The sequence below is a fragment of the Halomonas sp. McD50-4 genome, assembly GCF_022348135.1.
GTDB lineage: Bacteria > Pseudomonadota > Gammaproteobacteria > Pseudomonadales > Halomonadaceae > Vreelandella > Vreelandella piezotolerans.
Genome location: NZ_JAKRFG010000004.1, coordinates 125,170 through 146,458, shown reverse-complemented (window position 1 = coordinate 146,458; position 21,289 = coordinate 125,170). Strand labels below are relative to the sequence as shown.

The 21,289-nt window shown below is 60.8% G+C and carries 21 protein-coding genes; 13 read left to right on the top strand and 8 right to left on the bottom strand.

Annotated features, from left to right (window positions below):
* Together MHM85_RS06700 and MHM85_RS06695 are read left to right on the top strand one after the other, a co-directional pair.
* Nucleotides 1–933 carry a polysaccharide deacetylase family protein gene (locus tag MHM85_RS06700; protein WP_219862769.1) on the top strand — a complete coding sequence of 311 codons (933 nt, stop codon included), beginning with the start codon at nt 1–3 and terminating at the stop codon, nt 931–933.
* Complete coding sequence (locus MHM85_RS06695; RefSeq protein WP_219862767.1) at nt 933–2,354, top strand: FAD-dependent oxidoreductase; 1,422 nt, start codon at nt 933–935, stop codon at nt 2,352–2,354. The genes MHM85_RS06700 and MHM85_RS06695 overlap by 1 nt, the downstream gene beginning before the upstream one ends.
* Nucleotides 2,355–2,394: 40 nt before the next feature.
* On the opposite strand, the gene MHM85_RS06690 is transcribed toward MHM85_RS06695, so the two are convergent.
* From MHM85_RS06690 to MHM85_RS06680, 3 genes are read right to left on the bottom strand one after another with little or no spacing between them, the layout of a single operon-like run.
* A complete protein-coding gene (locus MHM85_RS06690; RefSeq protein WP_219862765.1) occupies nt 2,395–2,613 on the bottom strand; it encodes a DUF1653 domain-containing protein in 219 nt (72 codons plus the stop codon).
* Complete coding sequence (gene tcdA, locus MHM85_RS06685; RefSeq protein ID WP_239285327.1) at nt 2,610–3,458, bottom strand: tRNA cyclic N6-threonylcarbamoyladenosine(37) synthase TcdA; 849 nt, start codon at nt 3,456–3,458, stop codon at nt 2,610–2,612. The genes MHM85_RS06690 and tcdA overlap by 4 nt, the downstream gene beginning before the upstream one ends.
* An 8-nt stretch (nt 3,459–3,466) precedes the next feature.
* Complete coding sequence (locus MHM85_RS06680; RefSeq protein WP_219862760.1) at nt 3,467–4,240, bottom strand: pseudouridine synthase; 774 nt, start codon at nt 4,238–4,240, stop codon at nt 3,467–3,469.
* Nucleotides 4,241–4,507: 267 nt separating this feature from the next.
* Between MHM85_RS06680 and sodC the strand changes: the two genes are divergently transcribed.
* The 6 genes from sodC (at nt 4,508) to MHM85_RS06650 (ending at nt 11,974) form a co-directional block, all read left to right on the top strand.
* Nucleotides 4,508–5,041, top strand: a complete 534-nt coding sequence (gene sodC / locus MHM85_RS06675) for a superoxide dismutase family protein (RefSeq protein ID WP_139528368.1) — start codon at nt 4,508–4,510, stop codon at nt 5,039–5,041.
* A gap of 200 nt (nt 5,042–5,241) precedes the next feature.
* Nucleotides 5,242–6,711, top strand: coding sequence for a carbon starvation protein A (locus MHM85_RS06670; RefSeq protein WP_239285329.1), 1,470 nt, complete (start codon nt 5,242–5,244; stop codon nt 6,709–6,711).
* Nucleotides 6,712–6,901: 190 nt separating this feature from the next.
* Complete coding sequence (locus MHM85_RS06665) at nt 6,902–7,744, top strand: ABC transporter ATP-binding protein (protein ID WP_139528366.1); 843 nt, start codon at nt 6,902–6,904, stop codon at nt 7,742–7,744.
* Nucleotides 7,745–8,596 (top strand): dipeptide/oligopeptide/nickel ABC transporter ATP-binding protein, encoded by an 852-nt coding sequence (locus MHM85_RS06660; RefSeq protein WP_219862756.1) that lies wholly within the window; start codon nt 7,745–7,747, stop codon nt 8,594–8,596.
* A gap of 93 nt (nt 8,597–8,689) precedes the next feature.
* On the top strand, nt 8,690–10,198 hold the full coding sequence (locus MHM85_RS06655) for an ABC transporter substrate-binding protein (protein WP_219862754.1): 1,509 nt from the start codon (nt 8,690–8,692) through the stop codon (nt 10,196–10,198).
* Nucleotides 10,199–10,210: 12 nt separating this feature from the next.
* On the top strand, nt 10,211–11,974 hold the full coding sequence (locus MHM85_RS06650; protein WP_219862752.1) for an ABC transporter permease subunit: 1,764 nt from the start codon (nt 10,211–10,213) through the stop codon (nt 11,972–11,974).
* A gap of 77 nt (nt 11,975–12,051) precedes the next feature.
* Here the strand turns inward: MHM85_RS06650 and bfr are convergent, their stop codons facing one another.
* The 5 genes from bfr to lptF all read right to left on the bottom strand — a co-directional run bounded on the left by bfr (nt 12,052) and on the right by lptF (nt 15,742).
* On the bottom strand, nt 12,052–12,537 hold the full coding sequence (gene bfr, locus MHM85_RS06645; protein ID WP_139528362.1) for a bacterioferritin: 486 nt from the start codon (nt 12,535–12,537) through the stop codon (nt 12,052–12,054).
* A gap of 183 nt (nt 12,538–12,720) precedes the next feature.
* Nucleotides 12,721–12,927 (bottom strand): (2Fe-2S)-binding protein, encoded by a 207-nt coding sequence (locus MHM85_RS06640; RefSeq protein WP_139528361.1) that lies wholly within the window; start codon nt 12,925–12,927, stop codon nt 12,721–12,723.
* Nucleotides 12,928–13,084: 157 nt separating this feature from the next.
* A complete protein-coding gene (locus MHM85_RS06635; protein WP_230834473.1) occupies nt 13,085–13,558 on the bottom strand; it encodes an RDD family protein in 474 nt (157 codons plus the stop codon).
* Nucleotides 13,559–13,592: 34 nt separating this feature from the next.
* Complete coding sequence (lptG, locus tag MHM85_RS06630; protein ID WP_139528412.1) at nt 13,593–14,657, bottom strand: LPS export ABC transporter permease LptG; 1,065 nt, start codon at nt 14,655–14,657, stop codon at nt 13,593–13,595.
* A 5-nt stretch (nt 14,658–14,662) separates the two neighbouring features.
* A complete protein-coding gene (gene lptF, locus MHM85_RS06625; protein ID WP_139528359.1) occupies nt 14,663–15,742 on the bottom strand; it encodes an LPS export ABC transporter permease LptF in 1,080 nt (359 codons plus the stop codon).
* Between the two features lie 134 nt (nt 15,743–15,876).
* Between lptF and MHM85_RS06620 the strand changes: the two genes are divergently transcribed.
* The 5 genes from MHM85_RS06620 (at nt 15,877) to MHM85_RS06600 (ending at nt 21,273) form a co-directional block, all read left to right on the top strand.
* Complete coding sequence (locus MHM85_RS06620; protein WP_219862750.1) at nt 15,877–17,397, top strand: leucyl aminopeptidase; 1,521 nt, start codon at nt 15,877–15,879, stop codon at nt 17,395–17,397.
* 154 nt (nt 17,398–17,551) lie between these two features.
* Nucleotides 17,552–18,673, top strand: coding sequence for a branched-chain amino acid aminotransferase (locus MHM85_RS06615; RefSeq protein WP_219862748.1), 1,122 nt, complete (start codon nt 17,552–17,554; stop codon nt 18,671–18,673).
* 80 nt (nt 18,674–18,753) lie between these two features.
* Nucleotides 18,754–19,185 (top strand): DNA polymerase III subunit chi, encoded by a 432-nt coding sequence (locus MHM85_RS06610; RefSeq protein ID WP_139528356.1) that lies wholly within the window; start codon nt 18,754–18,756, stop codon nt 19,183–19,185.
* 55 nt (nt 19,186–19,240) lie between these two features.
* Nucleotides 19,241–20,419, top strand: a complete 1,179-nt coding sequence (locus MHM85_RS06605) for an MFS transporter (protein WP_219862746.1) — start codon at nt 19,241–19,243, stop codon at nt 20,417–20,419.
* A gap of 74 nt (nt 20,420–20,493) precedes the next feature.
* Entirely contained in the window at nt 20,494–21,273 is a 780-nt protein-coding gene (locus MHM85_RS06600) for a SapC family protein (protein ID WP_219862743.1), read from the top strand.
* The last annotated feature ends 16 nt before the right edge of the window (nt 21,274–21,289 follow it).

Below are 21,289 nucleotides of genomic sequence, written 5' to 3'. Positions count from 1 at the left end.
ATGGCGCTCAATGACGACTATCTCGACTACCCTTACCGCCGCCACGGCTACGACCATGAGCGCTATGCGTGGTCGATGCTGAGTGAACGCCCACCGGTGACCTGGCCCGGGGGCAAAACGCTGGCGGTATGGATCAATGTCTCGCTGCAGTTCTACCCGCTCAACCAGCGCGGCGTGCCGTTCAAGGTACCCAACGGCATGACCATGCCCTACCCGGACCTGCGCCACTTCTCGCTGCGGGATTACGGCAACCGCGTGGGTATCTATCGTGTTCTCAAAGCGCTGGCCGCGCACGATATCACACCGACCTTTGCGATCAACGCCCAGTTGGCGGAGCAGACCCCCTATCTGGTGCAGCGCTTGAAAGAGCACGGCGGCGAGTTCATTGCCCACGGCTGGAACATGGACCACCTGCACTACGGCGGCCAGCCCCTCGAAGAAGAGGCCGAGCTGGTCAAGCGCTCCGTCGATACCCTGCGACGCGTAACCGACCAACCCGTTCGCGGCTGGCTCAGCCCCGCCAAGCACCAGAGCTTCAACACCCTGGACCTGCTGGCAGAAAATGGCATTGAGTACTGCGCCGACTGGGTGAATGACGACCTGCCTTATGCGTGCGACACCAGCACCGGCAAATTGACCATGATGCCGCTGGCCACCGAGATTGAAGATCAGTTCGTGATGAGCCAGAACCTGCACTCGGAAGATTCGTGGGTGACACAGGTAAAAGACGCGTTTGATTTCCTGCTGGAAGAGTCCCGCGAACAGGGCGGGCGGCTGTTTGCGCTGAACCTACACCCCTGGCTGGTGGGCCAGCCTCACCGTATTGCCTGCCTGGAAGAGGTGCTGGCACACATCAGCGGGCATGCCGACGTATGGCAAGCCCCGGCGGGCGAGATTCTGGACGCCTTCCACCAAGCGGCGGAGCAAGCATAATGGCGATACTTCCTTATTCACCCGGTGGTTTCGATGCCCACCTGCCGCTGCTGATCATCGGTGCGGGTGCCTGCGGGCTGGTGGCCGCCCTGGCAGCACAGGAAGCGGGTATCGAGCTTGCGGTGCTGGAGCGCGATGCTCTGCCCCGTGGCAGCACAGCGATGTCGTCGGGGTTTATTCCTGCCGCCAATACGCGCTTTCAGCATGAGCTAGGCGTCACGGACTCTGCCGAGGCCATGGCAGAGGATATTCAAAAGAAGAACGGCTTCGAGGCGGACCCGGCCATCGTCGACCTGCTGGCCAACCAATCCGGCCCCACCATCGAGTGGCTGGCAGACCGGCACGGCGTACCTTTCGAGCTGGTGGAAGGCTTTCTTTACCCTGGCCACCGCCACCTGCGCATGCACGCCACGCCGCGGCGCACCGGGGAAGAGTTGATGGGCGCGCTGCTTAACGCTGCTGAGGAGGCGGGTATCGATATTCTAACCCAGGCTCAGGTCGTGGATTTGCATGTGGATAGCACCCAGCGCGTACGCGGCGTCACGCTCCAGCGCCCAGACGGCAGCCGGGAAAGCATTGGCTGCGATGCGCTGATTCTGGCTTGCAACGGCTACGGCGGTAACCCTGAGCTGGTCGAGCGCTATCTACCGACGCTGAAACACGCACTGTATTACGGCCACGAAGGCAACCAGGGCGATGCCTTGCTGTGGGGCCAAGCAATGGGCGCCAGCACCAAAGACTTAGGCGCCTGCCAAGGCCATGGTTCCCTCGCCACGCCGCACCAAACGCTGATCAGTTGGGCGCTGATGATGCAAGGGGGCATCCAGGTCAACATCAAGGGCGAGCGCTTCTCCAACGAACACGGCGGCTACTCCGAGCAGGCCGCCAAGGTGCTGGCGCAGCCGGAGCAAGTGGCCTGGAACCTGTATGACGCGCGCATTCATGAGTCTGCGCAGGCATTCGAAGATTACCGTAATGCCGAGGAGAGCGGCGCGGTACGCAGCTTCTCAACCCTAGAAGAGATGGCCACCAGCTTGAAGCTCCCCCTCGGCGCACTGCGAGCCACCTTCACTCAGATGCAGCAGCATGCCGAGCAGCAAACGGTCGATGCATTTGGCCGACGCTTCGAGCCCGCCAACCTGCTAAAAGCCCCCTACTACGCCATCCGCGTCACCGGAGCGCTGTTCCATACCCAGGGCGGCCTGGAAGTGAACCGCAAGGCCCGCGTGCTCGATACCCAGGGCCAAGCGCTGCCCAACCTGTTTGCCGCAGGCGGCGCGGCGCGCGGAGTGTCGGGCTCCAACGACAGCGGCTACCTTTCCGGCAACGGGCTGCTGAGCGCCGTGGTGCTGGGCGCGGTAGCAGGCAAAAGCGCCGCCGAGCTGCTGCACTTGAAACTCAGTTCGGCCGCGCTTCCTTGACCTACACCTGCACACCACTCGCGGGCCGGGTGGTGTGTCCTTAAAACGCCTTCTCCAACGCAAAGCGTGGCTGGGTGCTCCCCTCTCTCGTCACGCTCTCCGTGAACATCGCCAGCGGGCGCACCCAGAGGCCGTAGTCGCCGTAGAGGGCGCGGTAGACCACCAGCGGTTCTTCGCTTTCGCTGTGCTGGGCGGTGCCCATCACTTCGTACAGGCTGCCTTTGTAGTGGCGATAAATGCCGGGAACGGGAGTGGTCATTCGTTTTCCTCTTGGATGGCTTGTGCGGCGGCGGGCTGATTCGCTTTTTTGGCAAGGCGCTCCAGCACTTTGGAGGCGGCCACGAAGCCAAAGGTGCCGGTGAGAAACGTCGCCGCGCCAAAGCCGGAGGCGCAGTCCAGCCGTGTGGCATCGCAGCTGCCGGGCTTTTGCAGGCACACTTCGCCGTCGGCACTGGGGTAGATCAGCTGCTCGTCGGAATAGACGCACTCCACCGAGAAACGCCGCTTGGGGTTGCGAGAGAAGCCGTAATCCCGGCGCAGCCGCGAGCGCACTTTGGAGAGCAGCGGGTCGTGCTCGGTGCGGGTCAAGTCCGCCACTTGAATGCGCGTGGGGTCGGTCTGCCCACCCGCTGCGCCGGTGACGGTAATCGGGATTTTGCGCCGCTTACACCAGGCGATCAGCGCTGCCTTGGCGATCACGCTGTCGATGGCATCCACCACGTGGTCGGCATCGTCGGGAATGCGTTCGGCCAGATTGGTGGGCGTGACGAAGGCGGAATTCGCCACGATCTCGATCTCGGGGGCAATCAGGCGGCAGCGCTCGGCCAGCACGTCGACTTTGGGCTGGCCAATGGTGTCATCCAGCGCGTGTAGCTGGCGGTTGACATTGGAAACACACACGTCGTCCAAATCGATCAGCGTGAGCTTGCCGATGCCCGAGCGGGCTAGCGCCTCGACCGTCCAACTACCCACACCACCGACACCAACTACCACCACATGGGCACGGCGAAATGCCTGCGTCGCACGCTGGCCGTAGAGACGGCGAATACCGCCAAAGCGGAAGTCATAATCGCTGGAAGACGTCGTGGATTCATTCAATGACATGGGCAGGCTCACAGTGCTTGCAGGGCAGAAGGCGTGGCGATAGGCGGCGTGCGCACGCTATCCAAAGGCAAGTGCCCCTGCCAGCCAAACTGCTCGAACAGATGTTTCATCGTCTCATCCACGGCGCAGCTGAGCTGAATACGCTTACCCAACAGCGGATGATCGAACGCTAAATAGGTGGCGGCGAGCAGCAGCCGAGGGGCAGCCAGCTGCTCGGCAAAAAAGCGATTGTGGACACTTTTACCGTGCTTGGCGTCGCCAATGATCGGGTAGCCACGGCGAGATAAGTGGCGGCGTATTTGGTGGCGCCGCCCGGTCAGCGGCCGCGCTTCTACTAACGAGTAGCGCGCGACGGGGTAGCGGTCTACCTGTACCGGCAGCTCGACGCTATCCAAGCGGCGAATATCGGTCATCGCGGGCATGGCAGGCATCTCCGCCTTGGGGCGCGTGCCGTCCTCCTCCCTGAGCGGGTAGTCCAGCCGCTCCTGCTCAGGTGCTTTACCGCGTACTACCGCGAGGTAGCGCTTCTCCACCTGGCGTTCGCTAAAGCCCTCGCTGAGCAGGGCGGCGGCCTCGGAGGAGAGGCCAAACACCATGACGCCGGAGGTCGGCCGATCCAGCCGATGTACTGGGTAAACCCGCTTGGCCAGCTGGTCGCGCAGGCGCTGGAGCAGAAACTCGGTTTCTCCACGCGCCAGAGCTGAGCGGTGCACTAATAGGCCGGACGGCTTATGCACCGCTACAAGATGCTCATCCTGATAGAGGATGGTGAGTGGCTGCATGGGTCTCCTCGCAACGTAGGCCGAGAACACGGCAATAGGGGTATGTCGTCGCTGGCTATTGTCGCGACTTAGGGCGCTTATGTCATCCGCTGGGGCGAACGTAACGCTGCGCTAGCGCGCCCATGCTCTCCTTGTCGTGTGGCTGAGCCCTTAGGTCACGAGCGCAACCGAGGGCTCGCATCGTTCTGGCAGGGGAGGCAGCAGGCAGCTACCTTGAAAGAGTGCCCTGGAGCAGGGCTTCCATGGACAAGGAAAGGAGCAACCAAGATGCGCTATCTACTACCCCTCACCGGTATCGCGGCGAGTATGCTATTGGCCACGGCGGCTCACGCCAACGAGTCGTTGGATGTCGAGATGCATAAGGTCAGCGCCGACGGAGTGGAGGAGTCCATCGGCACGGTGGCCATCGAGCATACCGAGCACGGCGTTCTGCTGACGCCTTCGCTGACCGATTTGGAACCGGGCGTTCATGGCTTTCACGTTCACCAAAATGCCAGCTGTGAACCCGCTGAAAACGACAGCGGCGAAATGACCGCCGCGCTATCGGCCGGTGGCCACTATGATCCTGAAGAGACGGGCACCCACCAAGGCCCCTACGGTGACGGCCACTTGGGCGACCTGCCCGTGCTGACGGTAAATGACGACGGTGAAGCCAACCTGCCGGTGCTGGCCCCGCGCTTGAGCATGGAAGACATGCCTGGGCGCAGCCTGATGATTCACGCCGGGGGCGACACCTACGCAGATGAGCCTCATCTCGGCGGCGGCGGCGCACGCATGGCTTGCGGCGTGATCTCTTCTTAACGCTCGATCAAGGCCACGTTTGGCACTGGGCAGCCTTGTGGCTGCCCATTTTGTTTTGTGTATCAGCGACTAACGTCGCAGACCACTAAAGTCGTAAAGCACTTATCGACACGTCTCTGTACATTCACCCCGGCTAAATAAGCGTGGCTTGCTGCCTAGCCGTTCGCTTGACACCCTCCCTGACCAGTTGAGTGCTTTTTATGATTACGTTCATTCTCTCGATAGTGCTATTAGTCGTGGGTTACTTTACCTACGGCAAGTTCGTCGAGCGCGTGTTTGTCGCCGATCGTAAGCGTCAAACACCGGCGTTCAGTATGCGCGACGACATCGACTATGTACCGATGAATACCACGCGCAACTCGCTCATTCAGCTGCTGAACATTGCCGGGGTAGGCCCCATTTTCGGCCCTATCCTGGGGGCGCTCTATGGCCCGGTGGCGTTTGTATGGATCGTGATTGGCTGCATTTTCGCAGGTGCGGTTCACGACTACCTGACCGGCATGATCTCCATTCGCAACCACGGTGCTCACCTTCCCCAACTGGCGGGTAAGTTCCTGGGCAAAACGATGAAGCACGTGGTCAACGGCTTTGCGATCTTGTTACTGCTGTTGGTGGGCACCGTGTTCGTCACGTCGCCTGCGGCGCTGTTGGCCAACATGACATCGCTATCGCTGACACTGATCATCCTGGCGATTTTTGCTTACTACCTGATCGCAACGCTACTGCCCATCGATAAAGTCATTGGGCGTATTTATCCCTACCTCGGAGCACTTTTGCTGTTTAGCGCCGCAGGCATCGGCATTGGCTTGGTCGTCACGGGCGCGCCGATCCCTGAGCTGTCATTCCAGAACATGCACCCGGATAGCGCACCGATCTTCCCACTGCTGTTCTTGACCATTTCCTGCGGCGCGCTGTCGGGCTTCCACGCCACCCAAACGCCGATCATTTCGCGCACCACTGAAAATGAAACCAACGGGCGTAAGATTTTTTACGGCATGATGATTGCCGAAGGCGTGATTGCCATGATTTGGGCGGCGGCCGCCATGAGTCTTTTCCAGGGCGAGCAGTCGTTGTCTGACGTGTTGGCGGCAGGCGGCCCGGCCGCTGTGGTCAGCGAAGTTTCGACCACCATGCTAGGCGCCGTGGGCGGCACGCTGGCCGTATTGGGTGTCATCGTGCTGCCCATCACGTCGGGTGATACGGCGTTTCGCAGCGCGCGCATGATCATTGCCGATTATTTGAAGGTAGAGCAGAAGCCCATCGTCAAGCGCATCGTGATTGCGCTGCCGCTGTTCGTGGCGTCCTACGCGTTGACACATATGGACTTTACGCTGCTATGGCGCTACTTCTCTTGGGCCAACCAAACCACCGCCGTGATCGCGCTCTGGACGGGCACCATGTACCTTGTGCTCTCGCGTAAGCCGTACCTGATCACGTCCATCCCGGCAGTCTTCATGACCATGGCAACCTTCACTTACCTGGCCTATGCACCGATTGGCTTTAATCTGCCGCTGCAAACCAGCTATATCGTCGCCGCACTTGGCACGCTGGTCTGTATCGCGCTGTTTATGAAACGGGTACGCCGCCTGAGCCGCGCCACATTTGCCGTGGATGAACCGGCTGCCCGCTTCGACACACCCGATAACTTGGCCTCCAACGCCGCGAAATAATCGATGACCACCGGGCGGCCATGGCCACCCATCACGTTAAGCGCTGATATGTCAGCGCTTTTTTATACCTATTTTATACCTGCGGGTCGTATCGCACGGACAGGGAGAGACTGAACGTATTGCTGACCTAACAATAAACGTTATATCATAACGATTATTGTTTGTTTTCGTTTCGTCAGAGAGGCGGCCCATGCGCAGCGACCCGGTACTCTCCGTCCGCCATTTACGAATCACACTCGGCCAACACACTCTCGTGGATGATCTCTCCTTCGAGGTCATGCCCGGCGAACGTGTCTGCCTGCTGGGAGCATCCGGCTCGGGTAAATCACTAACGGCCAAGGCCGTGCTGGGTCTATTGCCGCCACACACTCGAGTAACGGGCAGGATTCTTCTTCACGGTCGAGACATCATCGACCTGCCCGCCGCCCAGCGACGGAACGAGAGTCGCATTTCGATGGTGTTTCAAGACTCACTTTCGGCGCTGAATCCCCTGGTTTCCATAGGCGCCCAACTGCGTGAGCCCTTTATTCAACACCATAAGCTGTCGCGACGGGCGGCTACTCAAGCAGCCGCCGCGCTGCTAGCGTCACTCCACTTGCCTGATCCGGAAGGGCTGATGAAGCGCAGCCCGGCCGAGCTTTCCGGTGGCCAGCGACAGCGGGTAGGTATCGCGCTGGCCATGGCCTGTAAAACATCGCTCCTGGTCGCCGACGAACCCACCACCGCGCTGGACGTGGTCACCCAAGCCCAGGTACTGGACGCGCTGCACGCACAGACCGAACGGTCAGGAAGCGCGATGTTGTTTATCACTCACGATCTCCACGCGGCCACCCAACTCTGCCAGCGGGCGATCGTCATTGAACATGGCCGCGTCATCGAAAGCGGTGAACTTGGAACGCTCATGACCATGCCCCAACACCCTTTTACCCAATCGTTGGTAGCGGCCGCCCACGGCATCGAGCCCTCCGCCGTTTCGTCCCAAAGAGCCACTCCGGACCCTACGATGCCCCCTTATTTGTTGAAGAGCGCCTAGATGGCACGCTTGCCCTCTCCTCAAACAGCGTTTCTGACGGCGCAGGGACTCAACAAGCGCGTGGCGCTCTCCCGCCCCCTGCCCTGGCGCAAAGGCGTCTACAAGAAGGTCATGAACGATATCGACCTGACGCTTCATGATGGCGAACGGATCGGTTTGGTGGGCGTCTCGGGTTCTGGCAAGTCCACGCTGCTGCGCGCACTGCTGGCCATGGAAGCCCCCGACAGCGGCTCGATCACCTGCCTAGAGCGCAACGTGCGCCCAGGATCCACGGCGCAGCTACGCTGGTATCGTCGCACCGTACAGTACATCCCCCAAGACCCAGCCTCGTCCCTGGACCCGCGCATGCGCGTTCGCGACCTGGTTAGCGAGCCGCTGATTCGGCTGCACGTGGCGTGTGACCCCAACGAGCGGGCCCGTGAAGCACTGGAGTACGTTGGCCTGGGCGCGCCGTTTTTGGATCGCAAGCCGAACGAACTCTCCGGCGGCCAAGCACAGCGCGTCGCCATTGCCCGCGCCGTGGCCACTCGTCCGCGCTTCCTATTGGCGGATGAGCCGTTGAGCGGCCTCGATTTACCAGTGCGCGCTCAAGTGATCAGCGTACTGAAAACCCTCTGCGACGAGTGTGGCACTGGCTTGCTCATGGTCTCCCACGACTTATCGGTCGTGACGCAGCTATGCGCGCGCACGTTAGTCATGAACGATGGCGAAATCGTCGAAGACCGCCCCACCTCGTCTCTGTGGCGCGCGCCCACTCACCCGGCAACGCGTGCGCTGATCGACGCACTCTCACAACGACCGTCGTGTGCGCTGCCAGGCTGCAATGCCGCCACGGTCGATGCCCCGATGTAATTGCTTTGCCATGCAATGAACACGCTGCTCATTGGCCAGCCAGTCTCGATATCCCCCTTTTTACTTACTCTACGATGACCAGGAGTCATAACGATGTTCGCTCGCCCTTTGCCCCAGACGCTGCTCGCCGCCCTCGCTGCACCGCTGCTACTGGCCGGCTGTTTTGATGCGTCACCCGAGTCTACCGAGGCCGACGACGCGCGCATCAGCGTGGCCATGTTGCAACCGCCTCGCTCGGGCTTGACGCCTCTTTCCGACGATGCCTTCAAGCTGTCTCGCTGGAGCACGGCAGAAACCCTCATTCGCCTGGATGCCAACAGCGACCCGCAGCCCTTTCTGGCCACCGAATGGACGCAGCTCGATGAGCGTACCTGGCGATTTGTGATTCGCGACGGCGTGACGTTTCATGACGGCACTCCGCTTACTGCAGAAGATGTCGCGCGCTCCCTGACCGCCGCCACCCAGGCCGCGCCGAAGCCGCGTATTCTTGATGGGGTGAATTTGAGCATCGAGGTGGAGGGCGATAATGCCATTATCGTGCGCACGGAAACGGTTGACCCGCTAATACCCAATCGCCTCTCCAGCCCACAGCTAGCGATTCTTGCCGCCAGTGCCTACGGTGACGATGGACGGGTCAACCCGATCGATGCCGGTACCGGTCCCTTCGTGTTGAAAGAGATCAATGGCACCACCAGCGCCCGGCTCGATCGTTTCGATGATTACTGGGGCACACCGGCCAGCGTGGCGGGGATCGACGCCGACTACGTGCCTGATGGCACCGCGCGAGCAGCGGCCCTTCGCACCGGCTCAGCCGACGTCGTGGAAGCGATTCCAGTGTCTCAAGTAGCACTACTCGACCCCACGCTGGTTCACGAAGTGCCCATGCCCCGTACCAATACGCTCTATCTGAATACCGAATCAGGCCCAATGAGCGACCCTGGCGTAAGAGCCACCGTGCGTGACGCCATCGACCGCTCGTCGATTGTGAGTACTGTCTACGAGGGGCGCGCCGATATCGCCGAGGGACTTTTGGGCCCTGCGCTGGCCTGGGCCAGCGACTACCGTGCGTCGGTCGAGAACCGCACGCCCCCCGTGGCGGTCGACGGCATTGACATCACCCTGGCCACCTTCACCGATCGCGCCGAACTTCCCGAGGTGGCCGTTCTGCTCGAACAACAGCTCACCCAGGCAGGGTTCAACGTCACCCAAGAGGTGCGCGAGTATGCTCATATCGAAGCGGATGCCCTTGCCGGTGCGTTTGATGCCTTTATTCTGTCACGTGCCACCGTGCTCGACTCCGGCGACCCCGTCGCCTATATGTTTAGCGACTTTTCCTGCGCCGGCTCCTTCAATATCGCCCAGCTATGCGACCCGGCCGTCGACGAAGCGCTGGAGAAAGCCGCACAATTGCCCACCGGCGATGCGCGTCGCCGGGCGATCATCGACGCAGAAGCCGCCATTTTGCGCACCGATGCGGCGATCCCCATGCTGCACGAGCGCGTGATCCAGGGTGAGTCGGCGAGGGTCGTCAACGCCGTGCGCGACCCCCGCGAGCGTCGCCTAATCACTGAAGAGACGTCCATTGACGCTCCCGATGCCTAGGAACGCCCGCGCATGTCCACTGCACTACCGCTGCGCCTATGGCGCAGCCTGCACATAGCTCCCTTCATTCCACTGCTGTCACGGCTAATCACCCTGGCGTGCGTCGTGGTGCTGGTCGGGCTACTGCCCTGGCTATCCGGCCGTGACCCCGCGCTGAGTATCCTGCGTGCCCGCTCAGCGGAGCAAGAAGCAACTCCCGAGGCATTGGCAGCGATTCGGGCGCAGCTGGGACTGGATCTAGGCCCGCTCGATACATTGCAGAGTTGGCTCATGGGCCTGCTGCACGGGGATGCGGGGAATTCATGGATTTCCGGCGCTCCGGTGCTGCCGGGAATGCTCGACAGCGCCCGTGTCTCGCTCATGCTCATGGGGTTTGCCATGGGCGTAGCCATCGTGACTGCCGCGCTGATCTGCCTTCCCGTAGCGCGATGCGGTTTGCGAGGCCACCCAAGACGCTCCTCGGGTGCCGTAGGCGCTGCCCTGACGGCCATGCCCGAATTCCTGCTGGCCTCGATATTGCTGGTAGTATTTGCCGCTTGGCTCAACTGGCTGCCGCCCTACGGATGGCGGGGCCTTAGCTATGCCGTGCTACCCGCGCTGGCGCTGGGCCTCCCCGCGGGCGGCTTGTTGGGGCGTCTGTTTAGCGACGGCCTGTCGGCAACGTTTACCGAGCGATGGGTGGCCACCTGGAGTGTGGCTGGCTTTTCACGCCGCCGGATCATGTTGGCCGTGCTACGGCGCACGCTACCCAGCCTAATGCCCCAGATCGGCATGGTGATGGTCGGTTTGACAGGGGGCGCCATTGCCGTTGAACAAGTGTTCTCCATTCCAGGCCTGGGGCGCGCAACCCTAGGAGCCGCCTCGTCCCAGGACATGCCTGCACTGCAAACCGGTATCCTCATCCTGCTGATCATTGCCATTGGCCTAGGCAGCCTGGCCAATATCGGCCGCGCCCTGCTGCTGGGCCGGGCATTTCGCCTCGGGGCCCTGCCGGTTGCCCACCACGAGTCCCACACCCAACGGTTGGCATGGGTAGTGCCCGCGTGCGCCCTTGTCGTGCTGGTAGCATTGGTCGTGGCAGGCATTGGCCGCGACCCGTTCAGCTCGGCGTTCATGCGTCTGCAGCCGCCCAGCATCGCCCTGCCGTTGGGCGCTGATGGCACTGGTCGCGATATTCTGGCCCGGGTCGCCCACGGTGCCCTCTCAACCATGGTCATGGCCACGCTAGTGATGTTCTTCTCGCTGGTATTAGGGCTTTTGGTTGGGCTCGCGCCGAGGCTCGCAACCGGTCCGATCGAAATCACCAAGGCAACGCCGCCGGCCATTGCTGGCCTCATCGTGGCGGGCGCCCTGGGACCCAGCGCGGCGGGTGCCATGCTGGCCGTTACGGCCGTCGCGTGGGCGCCTTTGGCAGCGCATACCGCCGCACTAGTGACAGAAACCAAAGCCCAGCCCCACGTGCGAATTACGCCACTGCTGGGCGTAGGGCAAGTTCGTTTGGTGACCCGCTATATCTTGCCAGCAGTCGTCGGGCCGGTCTGCCGACACGCCATGCTGCGCTTGCCCGGCATCGCTCTGGCCCTGGCCGCACTTGGATTTCTCGGACTGGGCCCCCGTCCACCTTCGCCGGAGTGGGGGCTGATTTTGGCAGAGGGGATGCCCTACATCGAGCGGGCCCCTTGGGCGGTGTTAACCCCCGCTATGGCACTGATGCTGCTGGCGGTGTTGGCGGTATCGCTGTCCAGTCTCGTGGGCATCGGCCAGCGTCATCGCTGAGACAAACCACCAAAAACGGGCAGCCCTTGGGGCTGCCCGTTTTTATGCTGATACTGACGCGAGGCTGAATCGCTGGATTACTCTTCGTCAGTGGCCAATGCCATGTGCTTTTGCAGGTAGTTTTGGATACCGACCTGATCGATGAGTTGCAGCTGGGTTTCGATGTGATCGATGTGACCTTCTTCGTCGGCCAGCAGATCGCGAAGCAAATCGCGGGTCACGTAGTCCTTGACGCTCTCACAGTAGGTGATGGCCTCAATGTAGTCGTTGCGGCCGTCGTGCTCGATCTTCAAATCGCACTCGAGCATCTCTTTGACGTTTTCACCGATATGCAGCTTGCCGAGATCTTGAAGGTTCGGGATACCTTCCAAAAATAGAATGCGCTCGATCAGTTTATCGGCGTGCTGCATCTCTTCGATGGATTCATCGTACTCCCATTTAGCAAGTACTTTGAGGCCCCAGTCTTTGTACATTTTGGCGTGCAAAAAGTACTGGTTGATCGCCACGAGCTCGTTGCCAAGCGCGATATTGAGATGCTGAATTACTTTCGGATCGCCTTTCATGCCGTCACCTTTTTAGCGTATTGATCAATAACGTACTGTTTTGCAGCGTACTCTTACATTAATCAAGGAGTATAGGCCATAAGAAGGCTAACTCCCAACGCTGTCGAGAGTATCAGTCGTGACGACAAAAATTCAAGAAAATCAGTTATTTGCTAACGATAAGTCTAACAAGAGTGATTCGCGTCATACGGCGTAAGCGAGACTCATATCAGACTCGGCGCGTACGGCCTGAACGGCCTCACGGGTGAGGGATTTGGCGAAGCAGGCACATTTGCCACACTGGGTGCCGCAGCCAGTGGCTTCGCGCACTTCTCGCCAGCTGCGCGCTCCATCGCTAATCTGCTGGCGAATCTGATGATCGGTTACTCCCTTGCACACACACACGTACATGGCGACACCTCATAAAAATCATGAGATGAATGTAAATGATTCGCATACATCTTTTCAAGTAGAAAACGTTGTTCTTTAGTATCGATTCGCCTTAAGGCCATTGAGACATATGATAACCCGTTGACGGGTGAGCTATTTTCAATAAAAACGCCCAACATTATTTTTTCGGAAGCACCACGGTTTCGGTCTTGGATGCAATGTCTGGCCAGCTTCTTCGCTGCCCATCGAACAGCACCCACCAATAACCGATACCGAAGGCCGCCAGCGAGAGCCACGCGGTCGCGCAGCGAATCAGGCTCTGCTTTAACGTGATCGCATGGCCATCCAGCGTTTGCACCCGCAGCCGCCACGCCTGCATACCTAGCGTCATCCCTCCACGACGCCAGGAGTAGACGAAGAACAGCGTCACGAAAAACAGCAGCATGAGCCGCAGGCTCCAGATGTCGAAGGCCGTGGTACCGATCTCTTCTGCCGTTTGACCCAGCACGAAGCGGAAAAAGGCCAAGTGAGCCACGGTGACGGCGATCCAGATGGCCGTCACCAAAAAACCGTCGTACAGCATGGCGCCCAATCGGCGACCTATGCCGGCGGGCCAAACGTCATCCAACTGGGTAAAACGTCGCGTCGTCACTGCTCTATTCTCCTGATGTGCGTCTGCGCGGCCTTTAGCCATTTCGGCGTAAGAAATAGATCCCCACCACGGCACAGGCAAGAGTCGGCACCAGCACCGCCCAGACAGGGGAAAAGCCAAAGATGGTCGACGCCGGGGCGAGCAAATCCTGCACGTACTTGAACACCAGACCGGTCACTACGCCATAAAACACCCGCGTACCCGCTGCCACCGAGCGCAGTGGCCCAAACACGAACGAGGCGGCAATCAGCACGAGCGACCCCATGGTGAGCGGCATCAATACCTTTTGCCAGAAATAGAGCAGCGGCTGGTCTGCCTGAAGGTTCTGGCTTTGGAGGAAATTGGCGTAGGCCCATAGCTCGCTGGGCGCCTGGCTTTCGATGTCACGTAGCAGCCGCTCCAACTGGGTCGGGGTGAGCGCCGTTTCCCATGCCGCACTCGGTTGATACGCCGACTCCGTGCGGTTATCGAAAATACGTGTCATGGTCACGCCTTCCAGCTGCCATGCCCCCTCCTCCCAGTGGGCACGATTGGCATGGGTCGCTTCGATGAGACGGCGCTCGTCGAAGCGGTAGCGGGTTAAGTCCAGCACCACGTTATCCGCTCGAATGGCCCCAAAGCGGTAGACGCTATCGCCTTCGAACTGCCAGCCACTGCGGGTAGTCAGCATGGCGCCCTCGCCTTGGCGCTGCTCCAATCGCCACGCTTCGGCATACTGCTCGGTTTTGGGGCTAACGAACTCCGCTACCAGCAGCACCACGATGACCACTAGCAGCACGGGCTTCATCACGCCCCAAACGATGCGCGCCAGCGAGCGGCCAGCAGCGCGCATGACCGTCAGTTCGTTGCTGGAGGCCATGCTGCCCAAGCCAATGAGCGCGCCAATCAGCACGGCGACCGGCGCGTACTGATAAAAGCGCCATGGGAGTCGCATCCCCAAGTAGAGCAACACGTCCAGCGCGCTGTAGTCGCCCTGGGTGTCCCCTAAGTCACCGATATAGGCAATGGTGATATCCAGCCCCAGCAGCACGAACTGCACCACCACGATGGCAGCCAGGACGTTGCGGGCGATATAACGATCCATTCGATCCATGGCGATCAGCATTAGCGCATTCCCTTTCGTTGAGAGTGCCACAGCAGCAGCACACCGAGCCCCAAGAACAGCGCATGCACCGGCCACACACCCAGCGCCACGGCCAGAGAACCACTCCCAATCGCATCGACAGCGGCAAGCAGTAAACTCAAATAGGCAACGTATAGAAACACAGCGGGCAACAGTTTGGCGAAGCGCCCTTGCCGTGGGTTTACCCGTGACAGCGGCTGGGCCAACAGCGCTAAGATGAAGACCATGAGCGGCAACCCTGCCCGCCACTGAAATTGTGCCTGAGCGCGGGGATCGGGATCTTGCCACAGCTCGGCGGTCGTGGCGTACTCCAACGAATCCAGCTCCTGGCGATCTCGGCTAAGTCCCAAACGCAACGTGTAGCGCTCGAAGGTCAAACGCTCGGCATCCTGGCGTCCGGGCGTTACGCCGTAGCGTTCGCCGTCTTCCAAAATGAGAAAACGGCTGCCGGTATCGACGTTCGTTTCCTGGTAGCCCGATCCCGCGCGCGTGATGTAGCTATGCGTTTTTTCTGCCCCCGCCATGGGCTGCTCGTGCACCAGCACTTCCTGCATTTGAGTGCCGTCGCTGCTGAAATCGGTAATGTAAGCCGTGCGCCCTCCGCCAAAATCCTGGAAGCGTCCTGGCGCGAGCACCGATACGTCCAAACGGCTGCGCTGCTCTTCCAGGGTCGCCTCGGTTTGCAGTGCCCCCGCAGGCGTCAACCATAGGCTGCAAAGACCGACCAGCACGGCCACTACCGTAGCGGGTAGTAGCGTCACGCGAAACAGTCGCGTCGGACTCATGCCACACGCCACCATCACGGTAATTTCGCTGTTCATATAGAGCTGCCCATAGGCCAACAGAATGCCGAGAAAAAACGACAGCGGCAGGATCAGCTCCATGAAGCCGGGCAAGTGAAACAGCATCAGGCTGCCGAGTATCGTGACCGGGAAATCCCCCTCGGCAGCATCCGAAAAATAGCGGATAAAGCGGCTACCCATGATAACCAGCAGCAGGATGCCCGCCACGGCAGACATGGTCAGTAACACTTCACGAGTTAAGTACCGGAATAGAATCAACGCGCTCTCCGACTAGTGGTGCAGGTGGCCATGCAATGCGCCCATGGCTTGGGTACACTAATCAAACTGGTAGCAAACACTAAATAACGGGGCATTATCCCGAATCACTCGTTGCTTGTCTTGTTGGAGACGTCATGGAATTTTCCGTTCAGACCGCAAACCCCGCCAAAGCCGAAACGGCTTGCCTCGTTCTCCCTGTCTATAAAGGTAGCGACTTACTGCCTGCCGTGGCCAAATTAGACGACGCCAGCGAGCGCTTGATCGGCCAACTGTTGGAGCGCGGCGACTTCGACGCCGCACTGGGCAACGTGCAGCTCGTGCCGTTTGCACCGGGGCTAGGGGCGGAGCGTATTCTGCTAGTGGGTTTGGGCGAGCGCGATAAATGCCAGGAAGCCGCTTTTATTAAAGCCCTCGACACCGCCATGGCAGCGCTGATCAAACTGCCCGTGGACGAAGCCAGCGTCACCTTTACCGACGTACTGATCGATGATCGAGACGCCGTTTGGAAAGCGCGCAAGACCCTCGAGGCCGCCGAGCGTGCTATTTACCGCTTCGATCAGTTCAAGTCGTCGCCAGCCAAAGCGCCGAGCCTTGCCAAACTGACGCTGATCGTCAGCGATGCCAATGATGCGCCGCTCGCCAAACAGGGGGCCGCACTCGGCATTGCCATTGGCCAAGGCATCAACGTCACCCGTACGCTGGGCAATCTGCCGGGCAATGTATGTACGCCGCGCTACCTCGCCGAGCAGGCCCAAGCGCTGGGACGCGATTCCCAAGGCGCGCTGGCCGTCGACATCCTAGACGAAGAGGCACTTGAAGCCCTTGGCGCCCACTCGCTGCTATCCGTTGGCCGCGGCAGCGCCGAGCCGTCGCGCCTCATCGTGATGAAGTACCAGGGCGCCGACGACCCCGATGAAGCTCCCCATGTATTGATCGGTAAAGGCATCACGTTCGATACCGGCGGTATTTCGCTGAAGCCCGACGAGGGCATGGATGAGATGAAATTCGATATGGGCGGCGCGGCCAGCGTGTTTGGCACGGTCAACGCCATATTGGCGATCAAGCCCAAGCTCAACGCCGTGTTTATCGTTGCCGCCGCCGAGAACATGCCTGATGGTGCCGCCACCAAGCCGGGCGACATTATCAAAACGCTCAAAGGCCTGACGGTGGAAGTGCTCAACACCGATGCCGAAGGCCGTTTAGTACTGTGCGACGCGCTCACCTACGCCGAGCGATTCACCCCCGCCAGCGTGGTGGATATCGCCACCTTGACGGGCGCGGCCATCATCGCCCTGGGCCACCACGCCACGGGCCTGCTCTCCAACGACGACGATCTCGCCCTCGACCTGTTAGAGGCCGGTGAAACCGCCTGGGACCGGGCATGGCATCTGCCACTGTGGGATGAGTACCAGGAGCAGTTGGACTCCAACTTCGCCGATTTGGCCAACATCGGTGGCCGACCGGCCGGCACCATCACGGCCGCGTGTTTCCTATCGCGCTTTGCCGACCACTTCCCCTGGGCGCACCTGGATATCGCAGGTACGGCGTGGCACTCCGGCAAGCAGAAAGGCGCCACCGGCCGCCCAGTGGGCCTGCTCACCCAGTACCTTTTGGACCGTGAAGCCGACGCCCAAGTCGAAAATGGCGAGGCCTAATCCCAGAAACCGGCCAACAATGGTTGCCTTTCGTTGACGCAACCGTTAAACCTGAACGCATGAGCGTGTGCCCTGGAAAGGCTGGCACACGCTGTCCAAACGATACGCTTAATAGATGCCCTTCGGGGCTTGGCTCTAGCGGAGAGAACACGCCGTGCCCACAGCTTCAGATGCCCAATTAGAAACACGCTTTGAGATCCTGCCGTCCAACCAGCCGATGGCCGATGAGATCCGCGACAACGTTCTGCAAAATCCAGGTTTCGGTAAACATTTCACTGACCATATGGCCCACGTGCGCTGGACCGTCGATGCCGATTGGCACGGCCACCAAGTGCGCCCCTACGGCCCGCTGACCCTTGATCCCGCCGCTTCCGTGCTGCACTACGGCCAGGAAATTTTCGAGGGCATCAAGGCGTACCGCCATGCGGATGGCTCTATCTGGACCTTCCGCCCAGAGAAAAACGCCGAGCGTTTCCGCCGTAGCGCCCGCCGCTTAGCGCTGCCCGAGCTGTCGGATGAGGACTTCATCGGCTCGCTGAAAGCGCTGCTGGCGCAAGACCACGCCTGGGTGCCCACGCCCGCCAGCGACGCCGACGAGTGCAGCCTCTACCTACGCCCGTTCATGATCGCCTCCGAGGCTTTTCTTGGCGTACGCCCGGCACATGAAGTCGACTACTACGTGATCGCCTCCCCGGCGGCGGCCTACTTCAAAGGCGGCATCGAGCCGGTCTCTATCTGGCTCTCCTCCCACTACAAACGTGCGGCCCCCGGCGGCACTGGCTTTGCCAAGTGCGGGGGCAACTACGCCGCCTCGCTGGCCGCCCAAAAAGAGGCCGCTGCCAACGGCTGCAGCCAGGTTGCCTTCCTCGACGCGGCAGAAAACAAGTGGATCGAAGAGCTGGGCGGCATGAACCTGTTCTTCGTCTACAAAGACGGCCGCATCGTCACGCCGCGCTTGACCGATACCATTCTGGAAGGCGTGACGCGTAATTCCGTCCTGACCCTGGCCAAAGACGCGGGACTGACACCGGAAGAGCGCGCGATCAGCATCGACGAGTGGCGCGAAGGTGCCGCCTCCGGCGAAATTACCGAAGTCTTCGCCTGTGGCACGGCAGCGGTCATCACGCCGGTGGGTGAGCTGGTCACGGAGAACGAGCGCATTCGTTTGCAGGGCGATGGCAACAATGAAGTGGCCAAACGCATCCGCAAGACGTTGCTCGACCTTCAATACGGCCGCAGTGATGACAAGTACGGCTGGCTGACCCGCTTGGTATAATACCCTAGCGTTACAAACCTAGCCGCCACTCGCACCGTGGCGGCTAGGTTGCCAGGCGCGTTGACACCGCTGGAGCCACCATGGCACGCATCGATTTTTATATTCTGCCCGACACCACCCTAGAAGCCCGCCTGCAGTTCGCCTGTAAGCTCGCCGAGACCATCCACCGCAAGGGCTATCGGCTGCACCTGCACTGCGAAGACAAAGCGCTGGCCGAACAGGCCGACGACGCGCTGTGGCAGTTTCGCGAGGACGCCTATCTTCCCCACGCGCTGGAAGACAGCGAATGGGCTGACAGCGTGCCCATTACCCTTGGCTGGCAAACCCTGCCCAGCCCGCAGGCAGACACCGCCCTGCTGAATCTTCACCCTGACATTCCCGACGGGGTCGAGCGTTACGCCCGCGTCGCGGAAATCATCAACCAGCACCAGCAGGTTCTGGTCGCCAAGCGTGCCTGCTGGCAACGCTACAAGGCGCTGGGGCATGAGGTCGTACCGCATAAATTGGGATAAGTGTCCAACGACCTAAAAGCCCTCCATAACAACAACTCAATGGATGAGACTGCCGATGCTTTCCCATACCTTGTTAGCCCGCACGCCGCTAGCGGTCATCGTCATTGCCCAACTGTTCGGCACCTCGCTCTGGTTTAGCGTGAACGGCGTGGGTTTAGCGCTGCAGGACGCCGTGGGGCTTAGCGAAAGCGACCTAGGGCTGCTGACTATCGCCGTGCAGGCGGGGTTCATTACCGGCACGTTGCTGATTGCCACCACCGGCTTGGCCGACCGAGTGCGCGCCAGCCATCTGTTTGCGATGTCTGCCGTGCTTGGTGCGCTGATTAACGCGGCGTTTATCAGCGTGGCGGATAACGTCACGTTGGCGGCAGGGGCGCGCTTTTTGGTCGGGCTGTGTCTTGCGGGCATCTATCCGCTGGGCATGAAGCTGGTGGTGAGCTGGACACCCACCCACGCAGGCTCGGCGCTTGGCTGGTTGGTCGGCATGCTGACGCTGGGCATCGCCTCGCCGCACCTGCTACGCGGGCTCACCCTGCACCTGCCTTGGCAGTGGCCGCTGCTGTTGGCCTCTGCCCTTGGCCTGCTGGCGGCACTGATGATTTTCCAACTAGGCGTGGGGCCTCACCTGCCAGCCAAGGCAAGCGGGGGGCGGCCCTGGGCAGGGCTCGCTGCGTTCAAGCAGAAAGATTTTCGCGCCGCCGCGCTAGGCTATTTTGGCCACTGCTGGGAGCTTTACGCCCTCTGGGCGCTGGTGCCCTTTTTAGCCGCCAGGGAGTTGGAGCGCTTGGGCGCGGCCCCGGGCTTGCAGCCGTGGCTAAGCTTCGCGGTCATCGCCTTGGGGCTTCCCGGCTGCGTAATGGCAGGCCGGTGGAGCCGACGCATCGGTAGCGCACGGGTCGCGTTTATCGCACTGGCGGTCTCTGGCACGCTGTGCCTTGCCTATCCGCTGCTAGGCGGCCTGTCGCCCTGGCTGCTGTTGGCCCTGCTTGCCCTCTGGGGCGTGAGTGTGATCGCCGACTCGGCGCAGTTCTCCGCCCTGGCGTCTGCCAGCGCACCGCCAGAGCGACTGGGCGCCGCGCTGGCCATGATGAATGCGATTGGCTTTGGCCTGACGATTCCCTCCATTGCGCTGGTCACGGCACTATGGGCAAACCAGGGGCCTTGGGTGATTTGGTGGCTGCTGCCTGGGCCGATCATTGGCCTCATCACGATGCGTAGACTGATCACCCGCTGACGGTAGAAGCGACGTTTGGTAAGGTGCCTTACCGTTTATTACCCCTCAACGCCCGATCACAGAAGGTTGTCGCCATGAATCACGCTGCCCAGTGGGTGCCGCTCAACCCAGAGCACCACGGCGGTTTAATGTGGCAGCGTTTTACCGCCTACCACTTTGCGCAAACCACTACCCAAGTCGCATTGGCAGACGCTGAGCTGCGCCATGCGGCGGCTAACTTTCCCATCGCGCTGGCGGACACTGGCGCAGGTTGGCATGCTGTTGCGCTGCTGGGACTGGAAGATGGTCAGAACCTTCTGGTGGATGACCAAGGCCGCTTTCGGGCCGCCTACGTGCCTGCCGCGCTGCGCAGCCACCCGTTTGGGCTGCACCCTGACTATCCCGGTAGACTGTGCATCGACCAGCACTCGCCCTATGTCGTCGAGCGCCTGGATGCCGAGCCTTTTTTCAACCAGCACGGGGAGCTTGCCCGCTTTCCCGCCCAAGTGCTGGCATTTCTACAGCAGCGTGAGCAAGGCTGTCAGCGGCTTTCCACGCGTATTTCCGCGCTATCCAAGTCGGCACTGCTGACGCCCTGGCAGCCCCACGGCTATCAAGGCAGCGCACCGCTGTATCAAATCGACGAGCGCGCTTGGCAGGCCCTTTCTGCCAAACAAATAGGGCTTTTCTGGCAATTGGGCGCCGTTCCTTTGGTGTACGCTCTGTTGCAATCGCAACAGCAGCTTGGCCATTTGCAGCTCTATCGGCAACGTAAGGCGACGGCAGAGCCGTCGACGCACTCCTCAGATCCCCTTGCCCAATGGCAAGAAGCGCTGAGCAGCGAAGCCGAATATGACTGGCCGAGCGCTACCTAAACGCGCTAAGTACCGA